This window comes from Herbidospora mongoliensis (genome assembly GCF_001570545.1).
Classification (GTDB): domain Bacteria; phylum Actinomycetota; class Actinomycetes; order Streptosporangiales; family Streptosporangiaceae; genus Herbidospora; species Herbidospora mongoliensis.
The window spans coordinates 48127-60061 of sequence record NZ_BBXD01000020.1 but is presented as its reverse complement, the minus strand read 5'-3'; the positions used below and the strand labels follow the sequence as shown (position 1 = coordinate 60061).

Genomic DNA, 11935 nt, shown 5'->3' with positions numbered 1-11935 from the left:
CCTCATCACCCGCCGATCCGGTCCCATCGAAGGTTCCGCGACAGGCGCGAATTCGCCGTGCCATCCATCCGGCGCGCATTCAACCCCCCAGAAAGGCTTCTGCCATGCCCTCGTCCTTCTCCCGTCGTTCCTTCCTGTCCGGGGTCGGCGGCGTGTCGCTGCTCGCCGCCGGAACCGCCGTGCTGAGCGCGTGCTCGTCGTCCACCTCCTCGTCCCCCTCGGCCGCCGCCGGTGCCGGTTCCGGCCCGGTGAACTTCCAGCTCGGCTGGATCGCCAACGTGGAGAACATGGGCCTGTTCATGGCCGACAACGCCGGCTACTTCAAGGACGAGGGGCTCGACGTGACGCTCACGCCGGGCGGCCCCTCGGTCGTCGTCGAACCCCTGATCGTCAGCGGGAAGGCGCTGGTCGGCCTCGACTCCGTCGACACCATCGCCAAGGCCCGCAACGAGGGCGCGGCCCTGAAGATCATCGCCGCGACCATGCAGACCAACCCGACGGCGATCATGTCGCTCGCCTCGAAGCCGGTGAACACGCTGCAGGACCTCGTCGGCAAGCGGCTCGGGATGCAGCAGAGCGGCGCGGAGATCGTCAACACGGTCCTGAAGGCGAACGGCATCGACCCGGCCGACGTGACCATGGTGCCGGTGCAGTTCGACCCGTCCCCCCTGGTCGCCGGAGAGTGCGACGCGTTCGTGTCACTGCTGGTCAACCAGCCGATCCAGCTGGATCTCCAGGGCGTGAAGACCACCACGTTCACGCTCAGCGAGTACGGCTACAACGTCTGGGCCGACTGCCTCCTGGCCAACGACCAGGCGCTGGCCGACAAGGACAAACGGGAGCAGATCGTCAAGGTCGTCCGCGCCTCCGTGCGCGGCTGGCAGGACGCCCTCGCCGACACCGACGCCGCCGCCAAGCTCGTCGTCGAGAAGTACGGCAAGAGCCTCAACCTCGACCTCGCCGCGCAGCAGAAGACCGCCGCGGCCTTCCGCTCGGTCATCGAGGCGGGCGAGGCGAAGACGAACGGCCTGCTCACCATGAGCGCCGAGGGCATCGCCGCCAACATCACCACGATCAACTCGCTCGGCGTCAAGGGCACCGCCGAGGAGCTGTTCGACACGACCGTCCTCAAGGACGCCTACGCCGGCAAGACCCACATCTAAGGCTTCAGGAGCGAAGTACCGTGCACAACGAAGATCCCTGGACCCGCGTCACCAGCCTGCGCGGCTTCGCCGCCGACGAGCTGATCTCCACCCTCCAGAAGTCCATCCGCCGGGGCATGCTGGAGAACGCGCTGCTCGTGGCCCGCGAGATGTACGAGAGCAGCCCGGAGCTGGAAGAGCAGATGTGGTCGCGCCTGCTCGTCATCTCGTGCGAGGACACCGGCACCGGCACCTTCTCCGAACCCGTCGTCCTGGACGCCCTCTACCGCATGCACCAGCGCATCTCCCGGGAGTTCGGCGACCGCTGGCTGTTCGCGGCCCACGCCGTCCGCTTCCTCGTCAGCCGGACCAAGGACCGCACGACCGACGAGCTGGGCCTGTGGGCCGCCCAAGCGCTCGCCAGTGGCGAACGGCTGCCGGAGATCCCCGACTGGGCCCTCGACATGCACACCCGCCGGGGCCAGGAGATGGGCCGCGACCTCTCCCACTTCCTGCACGAGGGCTCCAAGGTGGAGAACGAGCTCCCCGGCCGAGACACCTCCTACCGCGAACAGCTCCTCGACGTCGTGGCGGCGGGAAAGTGGCACGGATGACGCTGGAAGGCCTGGCCGCGGCAGGGGTGAGCCGGACCTTCGACGTCGGGAAGTCCGAGGTCGCCGCGCTGCGCGACATCGACATGCGCACGCGGCAGGGCGAGTTCGTCGCGCTGCTCGGCCCGTCGGGCTGCGGCAAGTCGACGCTGCTGCGCATCTTCGCCGGTCTGGAGACCCCGACGTCGGGCACTGCGCTCGTCCACGGCCGCTCCCCCGACGACCTGCGCAGGGAACACCGCATCGGCGTCGCCTTCCAGGACGCCGCCCTGCTGCCCTGGCGCACCGTCGAGGCCAACATCGCGCTGCCCTTCGAGGTCGCCGGCCGCCCGGTGAGCAAGGCGGCGATCGCCGACCTGGTCCGTCTGGTCGGGCTGACGGGCTTCGAGAACGCCCGTCCGGCCCAGCTGTCGGGCGGTATGCGCCAGCGGGTCGCGCTCGCGCGCACCCTCGCCGGCGAGCCGGAGGTCATGCTCCTGGACGAGCCCTTCGGCGCCCTCGACGAGATGACCCGCCAGCGGCTCAACCTGGAGACGCAGCGGATCTGGCTGGAGCGCATGACGACGACCCTGCTGGTCACCCACTCGATCAGTGAGGCGGTCTTCCTGGCCGACACGGTGCTGGTGATGGGCGCCCGTCCCGGCCGGATCATCGACGTGGTGAACGTCGGCCTGCCCCGGCCGAGGGGCGTCGAGGTGACCCGCTCGCCGGAGTTCCACGCCCTGTGCGACCACCTGAGCGAACGCCTCTTCGGCGCCCACGAGGACGTGGCGTGAACGCAGCGACCCGGCGGACGGCGTGGGCGCGGACGGCGCTCGTCGTGGTGGCGCTGGTCGCGGTCTGGTGGATCCTCGCGGGGATCTTCGCCGACCTGCGGGTCGTCCCCACGCCGTGGGCGGTCGTCGAGGCGATCTGGACCGACCGCGACGTCTACTCGGGCAACATCGCCACCACGCTGGGCGAGACGGCCGTCGGCTTCCTCTGGGGCAACCTGCTGGCCATCGTGCTCGCCATGGTCTTCGTCCAGGTCCCGGCGATGGAACGGCTCCTGCTGCGCATCGCCGTGGCCAGCTACTGCGTGCCTCTGGTGGCCATCGCCCCCATCCTGGTCATCGTGCTGCCCGGCAACGCCCCGAAGGAGGTCCTGGCCGGACTGTCGGTCTTCTTCACCACGTTGACGGCCGCCGTCCTGGGCCTGCGCTCGGCCGACCGGAGCGCGATCGAACTGATCCGCTCCCTGGGCGGGGGCTCCTTCCTCGTCCTGCGGAAGCTCCGCCTGATCGCCGCGCTCCCGAGCCTGTTCGCCGGACTCAAGATCGCCGCCCCCGCCGCCCTCCTCGGCGCGATCATCGGCGAGTACCTGGGTTCCAGCAGCGGCCTCGGCGTGATGCTCGTCCAGGCCCAGTCGTCCTTCCAGGTGCCCCGTACCTGGGGCGTGGCGCTGGTCATCTCGGCCCTGGCCGGCCTCGGCTACGCGATCGTCGCGGTCATCGCCCGCCGCCTCACCCCGTGGGCGGCCAAGGACGTGAGCGTGTCCGTAGGCTCGGTGGCTCCCCGGGTCTCCGACGGCCGCCTGCGCGCCCTCGGCGTCGGGGCGGCCGGCGTCGCCGGCTCGATCCTCCTGGTCGTGGCCGCCTGGTACGCGGTCATCCGCGGCTTCGCCCTGGACCCCTACTTCGCCAAGACCCCCGCGGACGTCGCCGCCTACCTCTTCGCCGGCGACGAGGCCGCCGACCACCGGCACCGCCTCCTGACCTCCCTGGCGACGACGCTCCTCGACGCCGGCGTGGGCTACGTCGTCGGCATGGTCGCCGCCTCGCTGGTCGCCTGCGTCCTGGTGGCGGTCCGCACCGTCGAGCAGGTCGTCATGCCCCTGGCCATCGTGCTCCGCTCGATCCCGCTGGTGGCCCTGACCCCCCTGCTCGCCCTGATCTTCGGCCGCGGCCTGCTGGGCGTGACGGTCATCGTCGCCGTGGTGACCTTCTTCGCCACCCTGGTGACGGTGAGCGAAGGCCTGCGCGCGGCCCCCGCACTCGCCTGCGAGGTCATCACCTCCCTGGGCGGCGGCCAGCTGACCGTCACCAGGAAGGTCCGCCTGCTGTACGCGCTCCCGTCGCTGTTCGCCTCCGCCCGCATCGCCATCCCCGGCGCGATCGCGGGTGCGACGCTGGCGGAGTGGCTCGCCAGCGGCACCGGTCTGGGCAGCCTTCTGGTCGCCGACTACACGGCCAGCCGCTTCGCGTCACTGTGGTCGGGCTCGGTGCTCATCGTGCTGGTCTCGGTGGGCCTTTACGCCATTGTCGCCATGCTGGAACGCCTCGTGGTGGCGCGCTACGCACCGCAGAGAGTGGATTAGCCCTGTGAATACACAAAGGCCACCCGCGATGATCGCGGGTGGCCTTTTCGTGTTTCAGCAGGACGCCACGACCGTGTAGGCGACGTACAACTTCCCGGAATTGTTCACGTTGACATTGATGTTCGCCCACGAGACGCCGGGCGGAATGTAGCCGTACAGCGGGATGGAGCCGACCGTGAGCCGGGCCTGCGTGGTCGACGTGCGGTCGAGCACCGCCGCGGAGATCGACTGGCCCCACGTGTTGCTTCCCCAGCAGGCGGCCCAGCTGCCGCCGGACTTCCGGTAGAGGACGAGGTTGCCGTCCGTCTGCATGATGAGCTTGTAGTTTCCGTTGGTGCTGAGAATGTAGTGGTCCGACGGCAGGGTCTTGAACAACGTGCCGGCGTAGACGTCCGCGTGGGCCGGCGAGGCGCCGACGATCATCGTCGCGAACAGCGCGATGACGAATGCGCCCACCACGGCCCGGAATGAACGCTTTCCGCTGCGCGCTTTGTTCTCTGCGATCTGGAGATTGGCCACGACATACCTGCTTTCGCCGGAATTGTAACGACCTCGCCAGAATATTCGACGTATCAGCGCCATCCGTATAATGGTGCATATAAGACGGGTATATCGAATTCAGACCGCTTTATTCTTGCGGCCCGGCGTCCACCAGGTGAGGTCGCCGAGCATCGCCATCGTGGCCGGGACGAGCAGGCAGCGGACAACCGTCGCGTCCACGGCGATCGCGACCGCCAGGCCGACGCCGAACATCTTGATGGTCGGGTCGTTGTTGGGCACGAAGGCGAGGAAGACGCCGACCATGATCGCCGCCGCCGCCGTGATCACCCGGCCGGTGCCGAGCAGGCCCTCGCGGACCGACCGCAGGTTGTCCCCCGTCTGGTGCCAGCGGCGCCGGACGTCGCTGAGCAGGAACACCTCGTAGTCCATCGACAGGCCGAACAGCAGGGCGAAGAGCATGAGCGGCACGAAGCTCGGAATGGGGATCGGACCGGAGAGCCCGATCCACGTGACCCCCCATCCCCAGGTGAACACCGCCGTCAGCACGCCGTAGGCCGCCCCGATGGAGATGAGGTCCATCACCGCGGCCTTGAGGGCGAGCAGCGGCGCCCGGAAGGCCAGGAGCAGCACCACCACCGACAGCAGCAGCACGACCCCGATGACCAGCGGCAGCCTGTCGGTGACCCGCTCGGCCAGGTCGACCCGGGCGGCGACGGTCCCGCCGACGTGCACGGTCATACCCGGCACCGGCTCGCCCCGAAGGCGGTGGACGAGGCCCGCCGTCGCCGGGTCGCCGCCCGAGGTCGACGGGACCGCCTGGACCGTGACGACCCGCCCGTCCCCATGCGGCGTCGGCGGCCCCACGGCGGCCACCTCCGGCTGGGCCCGCACCATCGCCACGAGGTCGGCTACCTGAGGGTCGGTGAGCGGCGTCGACGACCGGCCGAGCACGGTCACCGGAGTGCCTGTCCCTGGGCCGAACGCCGTAGAGACGGCGTCGTTGGCCTGGCGGACGGCGGTGACCTCCGGTGATGACCCGGCGTCGAGCTGGCCGAGCCGCAGGTCGATCGCCGGTGCGGCGAGCAGGACCAGCAGCACGACCGCGAACCCGCCGGCCAGCCAGGGCCGCCGGGTCACCCGGTCGGCCTGACGCGCCCAGAATCCGCCGGAGCCGGTGCGGCGGGTCAGCCGGTTGTACAGCACGCCGCCCCGGGCGAGCCGGGCCCCGGCGAGCGAGGTCAGCGCGGGGAGCAGGGTGAGCGCGGCGAGCACGGCGAACAAGACCGCGATCCCGCACGTCCAGGCGAGGGTCCGCAGCAGGGGCACCCCCGTCAGGCTCAGCCCGGCGAGCGCGACCGCGACCGTCACACCGGCGACGGCGACCGCGGTGCCGGAGTCGCGGGCCGCGCGCTCGATCGCCTCCGGCACCACCAGGCCCGACCGGGTGAGGGTGCGGAACCTGTTGAGCAGGAACAGCGAGTAGTCGATGCCGACACCGAGGCCGATCATGAGAGCCAGCGTCGACGCCTGGGCCGGCATCGAGGTCAGGTTCCCCGCCAGCCCCACGATCTCCAGCGTCGCGACCACCGAGAGCGCCGCCGACAGCAGCGCCAGCACCGCGCCGACCACGCCGCCGAGCGCCAGGAAGAGCACGAGGGACGCCAGGATCACGCCGAAGTACTCGTCGCCCGTGCTGCCCGAGCCGTCGATGGCCTGGGCGAACGCCCCGCCGGGAAGGACCCGCGGCCCGTCGTCGCCGGCTGCGGACCGGGCGGCGTCGGTGACGGCGCGGGCGACGGGTTTGGTGAGCTCCGCCCTGCGGACGTCCAGGCCCACCGTGAACCAGCCGGTGCGCCCGTCGGCCGACAGCGACCCCTCGCGTGCCGAGGGCGGCTTCACCGAGGTCACGTGCTCGGCGCCCCGCAGGGCGGCGGCCGTCGCCGCCAGGGCCGTGTCGTCGAGCCGCGCGTCTGCGGCCACCAGGATCACGGTCCCGGTGGTGAGGGGCGCCTCCGGTGACGCGGTCAGGTCGCGGACGAGCTGGGAGTCGGTGCCCGGCAGGCTCACGTCGTTGTCGGTCGGCGTGCCGATGGCCCTGGCGGCCAGCACCAGCGTGAGAACCAGCAGCACCCACGCGCCGATGACGGCGAACCGGTGCCGGACGCACGCCCGGCCCACCGCCGCGACGGTCCGGGCGGCCTTGCCGTCATGTACCGCAGCGCTCATGTGTCCTCCGGCCCTCACCGAAGTGGCGGGCGATGTCGGGTGATCTTTCCGCCGCTGCGCACGTATCGGCGGGGCACGCACCGGGCGAACCAGGCGATCACTTTGTAGACCGGGCCCGGCACCGAGATCACCCTGCCTCTGTCGACGTCGGCGAGGCAGTCGCGGACGACCCGGCCCGCGTCGAGCCACAGGGCGTCGGGCAGCTTATCGACGCTGATCTGGGACCGCCGGTGGAACTCCGTACGGACGAACCCCGGGCACAGCACCGTCACGGTGACCCCGGCGGGGGCCAGTTCGGTGGCCAGTCCCTCGCTGAACGCGATGATCCACGACTTGGCCGCGGAGTAGGTGCCGCCCGCGACCCAGCCCGCGATGCTGGCCACGTTGACGATCGCGCCTTCGCCCCGGTCCCGCATGCCACGCCCGGCGGCGTGGCTGAGCACCAGCACCGCACGGCACATCACGTCGAGGAGCGCCTCCTCGACGGCCCGCTCATTGCCGAGAAACCACTTCCTGAGCCCGAACCCGGCGTTGTTGACCAGGATGTCGACGGCGCCCGCGCGTTCGGCGACCCGTGCGACGTCGGCGCGCACCGACAAGTCGGCGAAGACGGCCTCGGCCTTGACGCCGTAGGTTTCGGCGAGCTCCGCGCAGACCATTTCGAGGCGATCGGCCTCGTTGGAGACGAGAACGAGGTGGTGGCCGCGCGCGCCCAGCTGACGGGCGAACTCCAGCCCGATCCCCGAACTGGCCCCGGTGATCATCGCAGTCGTCGTCATGTCCGGCGGGCCCCCGCCACGGCGGTGCCGCTCCGCCGGACGAGACGCCGGGGAGCCAGCCGCGCGGCCGTCACGATCGCCTTGTACCGCCACCCCGGGACCGAGATCACCTTTCCCCTGTCCGCGTCGCGCAGGCAGTCGCGGACGACCCGCCGCGCGTCGAGCCAGGCCTGAGCCGGGATCGTCTCGGTCCCGATCCCGGCCCGCTGGTGGAACTCGGTGCGGACCAGGCCGGGGCACAGGGCGGTGACGCCGACTCCGGCGGGGGCGAGCTCGCCCGCCAGGCTCTCGCTGAACACCGTGACCCAGGATTTCGCCGCCGAGTACGTGCCCGTGGCCAGCCAGCCAACCACGCTGGACACGTTGATGATCTGTCCGCCGCCGCGCTCCCTCATCCCCTGCCCGGCGGCATGGCAGACGGCGAGCACGGCCCGGCACAGGACCTGGAACATCTCCTCCTCGGCGGCGAGGTCGTTGTCCAGGAACCTCTGGCGCAGGCCGAATCCGGCGCTGTTCACCACCCTGTCGGCGGTCGCGGCCCGCTCGCCGACCCGGTCGACGTCGGCCGGGACGGCGAGGTCGGCGACGAGCACCTCGACCGGGACGCCGTAGGCGGATTCGAGCTCGGCGGCCACTTCCCGCAGCCTGCTTTCCGTCCGTGCGACGAGCACGACCGCGTCGCCGCGAGCCGCCAGCTGACGTGCGAATTCCAGCCCGAGACCGGCCGTGGCACCCGTGACGAGAGTGTTTGGCATTTCCCGAATATAAGTGAGAGTTCAACTCGTTTTCGAGAGTGCGGGGAACTCAATGTTTCTCATCGGTGTCGGTGAAGTCGTCCGGGACCGGCGCCGGGAACGTTCCCGGCGCACCGATTGTCTTGGAATGCTCACTGATGGCTACAATTCAGATGTCAGGTGTATGGGCTGTACTCCCCCGACGTAATGGCATTATTGTTTTTCCGTGGCAATCGCGAGCATTCCCAGCCCATCTGTCGGAGTCTGGTCGGTGGACCTCGGGTTTGCTGAGATTCCGATCCGGGCTTATGCGCTGTGCATGATCGCCGGCATCGTCGCCGCGAGCATCGTCACCGACCGGCGGATGCGCAGCCGCGGCGCGCCGCCCCGGCTCGACTCGCAGATCGTCACGTGGGCGGTGCCGTTCGGTCTCGTCGGCGCGCGTCTCTACCACGTCATCACCAGTCCGGAGAAGTACTGGGGCGCCGGAGGCGAGGGCATCGTGGGAGCCCTCAAGATCTGGGAAGGCGGCATCAGCATCTGGGGCGCGGTCGCCGGAGGTGCGCTGGGGGCCTGGATCGCGTGCAGAAGGCTGGGGCTGAGCTTCACGTTCTTCGCCGACTGCATCGCGGTGGGGCTGCCGGTCGGGCAGGTCATCGCCCGTCTGGGCAACTGGTTCAACAACGAGCTCTACGGCGGCCGGACCGATCTGCCCTGGGGCCTCGAAGTGCACCAGATGGCCAACGGCGCCGCGGAGATCGGCGTCGACGGCAGGCCGGTCCTGTTGGAGGGGCTCTACCATCCCGCGTTCCTCTACGAGATGGTCTGGAACCTCGGGGTGATCGCGCTGGTCCTCTGGCTCGAACGCCGCCACGGGCTCGGCAGGGGACGCGCGTTCGCGCTCTACGTGATGGCCTACACCGCGGGCCGCGCCTGGATCGAGGCACTGCGGGTGGACGACGCCCTGGTGTTCTTCGGCCAGCGGCTCAACGTCTGGGTCGCGATTGCGCTATTCCTGCTCGCACTGGCCTATTTCCTGCTGCGTAGGGGGCCGCAGGAGTTCGTCATTCCCCATCCCGGCGGCAGGGGGTTCCTGTCCGTCACCGAAGAAGAGTTCCGCGACCACGACGCGGGTGAACAGACCGCATCACGATCAGACGAAAGACAGGTGCACTGACCGCGGCTGTCGCGCCGCACGGGGGTGAGTCAGGTCATGGCCATTTCCATGGCTGGTATTTTCACATTTGCGCCACGATTATCGTCCACTCGTCAACCGGTTTTATGGCGGTGGCCCTTCCTGGCGGGGGGCGTTCTGCTGTCCGTGGTGAACACGGCGATGTTCGTCCTCCGCGTTCCCCTCTTTTTCCTGCTCGCGCTTCCCGTGGTCGTCTGGGGCGTGTCACTGGTGCTCGGGCGCAAGGGGAGGCGGCGGAACGACGCGTGTCCGCGGCAGTTGCCGGACGAGCGCGCGCGGATCGCCCGCGAGCTGCACGACATCGTGGCGTTCCACATGTCGGTCATCGCGGTCCAGGCGGCGACCGCGCCCTATCGCATCGAAGACGGGGTGTCGGAAGAGGTGAGCAGGGAGTTCCAGACGATCAACGTCGGGGCCCGGGAGTCCCTGCGGGAGATGCGGCAGCTCCTGTCCGCGCTCCGCCACGCGGGCGACGCGCCGTCGCCCGGTCTGGCCGATCTGCCCCGGCTGGTGGAGTCCACCCGCCACGCGGGGCTCGCGGTCCGGCTGACGATCGCCGATCCGCCCCATCCACCCGGCCCCGCCGTGTCCCTCACCGCCTACCGGATCATCCAGGAGGCGCTCAGCAATGTCGTACGCCACGCCACCGGAGCGCCGACGGCGGTGCGGGTGCGGACGAACGACGCGGGAGACAGGTTGCTGGTCGAGGTGGAGAACGGGCGGCCCGGCGCCGACCTGCCCGACCTCACGTCGGCGCGGTCCGGGTTCGGGCTGGTCGGCATGCGGGAGCGGGTGGCCGCCCTCGGCGGCGAGCTCACCACGGGCTCGGACGGCCACGGCGGTTTCACGGTCAGCGCGACCCTGCCGCTGGCGGCCACCCGATGATCACTGTGGTGATCGCCGACGACCAGGCGATGGTCCGGGCGGGGTTCGCGGCGCTGCTGAACGCCCAGCCGGACATCCGGGTGGTGGGCGAGGCCGGTGACGGCGTCCGGGCGGTGGCGGCCGTGCGGGAGTCGCGTCCCGACGTCGTGCTCATGGACATCCGCATGCCGGAGCTCGACGGCCTCCAGGCGACGCGGCAGATCTTCGACATGGCCGCCGACCGCGGCTACCGCCCGAAGGTGCTGATCCTCACCACCTTCGACGTCGACGACTACGTCTACGCGGCGCTGGGCAGCGGGGCGAACGGGTTCCTGCTGAAGGACGCGCCCCCGGACGACCTCATCAACGCCGTCCGGATCATCGCCCGGGGAGACGCCATGCTCGCCCCGTCGGTGACGCTGCGGCTGATCGAGACGTTCGCCACCCGGACCCCCGCCGACGCCTACGAGGCGACCCGCCTCAACGCGCTGACCGCCCGCGAGATCGACGTGCTCCGGCTCATCGCGGGCGGCCTGTCCAACACCGAGATCGCCGCGGCGCTGAGCGTCGCGGAGGAAACGGTGAAATCACACGTCGGCCGGGTATTCCGCAAACTCGGTCTGCGCGACCGGGCACAGGCCGTAATCTTCGCCTACGAAAGCGGACTCGTCGGTGCGGGAAGGCGCGGCGGCTGACCGTCTAATCACCCCCCGAGGGGTGAATCGGACGCGCGGGATTGGCTCCCCAGTGGGATATACCGCCTCGCATTCCCGCGTTTAGGTTCGACCGTGTGAATAGCGCCTTCCGGCTCAGTGTCCTGGACATGGCATTGCGTGGTTGTGCCACCGTGTCCATCAGCGAGCCAGAACTGCTCGGGCTGGCTCAGCTCGTCCGGCCCGGCGACGTGTGCTTCGACGTCGGCGCCTCGTACGGGATGTACACCTATCCGCTGGCCGGGCTCGTGGGCCCGGCCGGGCAGGTGCACAGTTTCGAGCCGCTGCGGAGCCCCTACCGGATCCTGGCGGCGGGCCGCCGCGCCTCGGGGGCCGACCAGATCCACGTGTACAACGCGGCGCTCGGGCCGGTCGACGGCTCTCACCAGATGACGCTGCCCTACCGGTTCGGCCTGCCGATCTCCACCTGGGCGCACCTGCAGATCGGGCTGCAGCGCCCGCTGCGCAAGGTGTCGCGCCGCACGCTGACGGTCCAGGTCCGCACGCTCGACGAGATCTGCGCCCGGCAGGGCATCGACCGTGTCGACTTCGTGAAGGTGGACGTCGAGGGGTTCGAGGCGGGGGTGCTCGCGGGCGCCGAGGGGGTCGTCGAGCGGTGCCGCCCGACGCTCCTGCTGGAGATCATCGAACGGCATCTGGACAAGTACGGCATGACCCCCGACGACATCGTCGGCTACCTGCGCGACCGCGGTTACACCATGTACCGCTGGGCGGCCGGCCGCTGGGCCGGGGCCGAGCGGGTGACGGCCGCGCGCCGCAATTACCTTTTCTCGGCAAAGGACCTGGTGTGACA

Annotated in this window: 12 protein-coding genes; 8 read left to right on the top strand and 4 right to left on the bottom strand. The window is 70.2% G+C overall.

Annotation, left to right across the window (positions count from 1 at the left end; genetic code table 11):
• Positions 1 to 104: 104 nt before the first annotated feature.
• Genes AW272_RS29615 through AW272_RS29600 form a run of 4 tightly spaced genes read left to right on the top strand, consistent with a single transcriptional unit; the run spans position 105 to position 4109 of the window.
• Positions 105 to 1163 carry an ABC transporter substrate-binding protein gene (locus AW272_RS29615; RefSeq protein ID WP_066372130.1) on the top strand — a complete coding sequence of 353 codons (1059 nt, stop codon included), beginning with the start codon at positions 105 to 107 and terminating at the stop codon, positions 1161 to 1163.
• 20 nt (positions 1164 to 1183) lie between these two features.
• Positions 1184 to 1756 carry an AAA family ATPase gene (locus tag AW272_RS29610; protein WP_066372128.1) on the top strand — a complete coding sequence of 191 codons (573 nt, stop codon included), beginning with the start codon at positions 1184 to 1186 and terminating at the stop codon, positions 1754 to 1756.
• Positions 1753 to 2529 (top strand): ABC transporter ATP-binding protein, encoded by a 777-nt coding sequence (locus AW272_RS29605; RefSeq protein WP_066372124.1) that lies wholly within the window; start codon positions 1753 to 1755, stop codon positions 2527 to 2529. Before AW272_RS29610 ends, AW272_RS29605 begins: the two co-directional genes overlap by 4 nt.
• Positions 2526 to 4109: an ABC transporter permease gene (locus AW272_RS29600; protein WP_066372122.1), complete on the top strand. Its 1584-nt coding sequence runs from the start codon at positions 2526 to 2528 to the stop codon at positions 4107 to 4109. Before AW272_RS29605 ends, AW272_RS29600 begins: the two co-directional genes overlap by 4 nt.
• Before the next feature lie 54 nt (positions 4110 to 4163).
• Here AW272_RS29600 and AW272_RS29595 read toward each other — a convergent pair whose 3' ends face one another.
• The 4 genes from AW272_RS29595 to AW272_RS29580 are packed head-to-tail and all read right to left on the bottom strand — an operon-like array spanning position 4164 to position 8370.
• A complete protein-coding gene (locus AW272_RS29595; RefSeq protein WP_169807659.1) occupies positions 4164 to 4691 on the bottom strand; it encodes a hypothetical protein in 528 nt (175 codons plus the stop codon).
• Positions 4692 to 4727: 36 nt separating this feature from the next.
• Positions 4728 to 6836 carry an MMPL family transporter gene (locus AW272_RS29590; protein WP_066372118.1) on the bottom strand — a complete coding sequence of 703 codons (2109 nt, stop codon included), beginning with the start codon at positions 6834 to 6836 and terminating at the stop codon, positions 4728 to 4730.
• 14 nt (positions 6837 to 6850) lie between these two features.
• The gene (locus tag AW272_RS29585; RefSeq protein WP_066372114.1) at positions 6851 to 7615 is read right to left on the bottom strand and encodes an SDR family NAD(P)-dependent oxidoreductase; all 765 of its coding nucleotides are present in this window, start codon (positions 7613 to 7615) and stop codon (positions 6851 to 6853) included.
• Positions 7612 to 8370, bottom strand: a complete 759-nt coding sequence (locus tag AW272_RS29580; protein WP_066372111.1) for an SDR family NAD(P)-dependent oxidoreductase — start codon at positions 8368 to 8370, stop codon at positions 7612 to 7614. The genes AW272_RS29585 and AW272_RS29580 overlap by 4 nt, the downstream gene beginning before the upstream one ends.
• A gap of 205 nt (positions 8371 to 8575) precedes the next feature.
• Between AW272_RS29580 and lgt the strand changes: the two genes are divergently transcribed.
• The 4 genes from lgt (at position 8576) to AW272_RS29560 (ending at position 11933) form a co-directional block, all read left to right on the top strand.
• On the top strand, positions 8576 to 9526 hold the full coding sequence (gene lgt / locus AW272_RS29575; RefSeq protein WP_157518872.1) for a prolipoprotein diacylglyceryl transferase: 951 nt from the start codon (positions 8576 to 8578) through the stop codon (positions 9524 to 9526).
• Positions 9527 to 9673: 147 nt separating this feature from the next.
• Positions 9674 to 10429: a sensor histidine kinase gene (locus tag AW272_RS29570; RefSeq protein ID WP_169807658.1), complete on the top strand. Its 756-nt coding sequence runs from the start codon at positions 9674 to 9676 to the stop codon at positions 10427 to 10429.
• Entirely contained in the window at positions 10426 to 11103 is a 678-nt protein-coding gene (locus AW272_RS29565; RefSeq protein ID WP_066372103.1) for a response regulator, read from the top strand. Before AW272_RS29570 ends, AW272_RS29565 begins: the two co-directional genes overlap by 4 nt.
• A 152-nt stretch (positions 11104 to 11255) precedes the next feature.
• A complete protein-coding gene (locus AW272_RS29560) occupies positions 11256 to 11933 on the top strand; it encodes an FkbM family methyltransferase (protein ID WP_218011119.1) in 678 nt (225 codons plus the stop codon).
• Positions 11934 to 11935 lie beyond the last annotated feature (2 nt).

Bases quoted from the DNA above. Each gene is read 5' to 3' on its own strand.
- AW272_RS29605 (WP_066372124.1), top strand. From the start codon at position 1,753: ATGACGCTGGAAGGCCTGGCCGCGGCAGGGGTGAGCCGGACCTTCGAC.
- AW272_RS29565 (WP_066372103.1), top strand. From the start codon at position 10,426: ATGATCACTGTGGTGATCGCCGACGACCAGGCGATGGTCCGGGCGGGG.
- AW272_RS29590 (WP_066372118.1), bottom strand. From the start codon at position 6,836: ATGAGCGCTGCGGTACATGACGGCAAGGCCGCCCGGACCGTCGCGGCG.
- AW272_RS29580 (WP_066372111.1), bottom strand. From the start codon at position 8,370: ATGCCAAACACTCTCGTCACGGGTGCCACGGCCGGTCTCGGGCTGGAA.
- AW272_RS29615 (WP_066372130.1), top strand. From the start codon at position 105: ATGCCCTCGTCCTTCTCCCGTCGTTCCTTCCTGTCCGGGGTCGGCGGC.
- AW272_RS29585 (WP_066372114.1), bottom strand. From the start codon at position 7,615: ATGACGACGACTGCGATGATCACCGGGGCCAGTTCGGGGATCGGGCTG.
- AW272_RS29595 (WP_169807659.1), bottom strand. From the start codon at position 4,691: ATGGCGCTGATACGTCGAATATTCTGGCGAGGTCGTTACAATTCCGGC.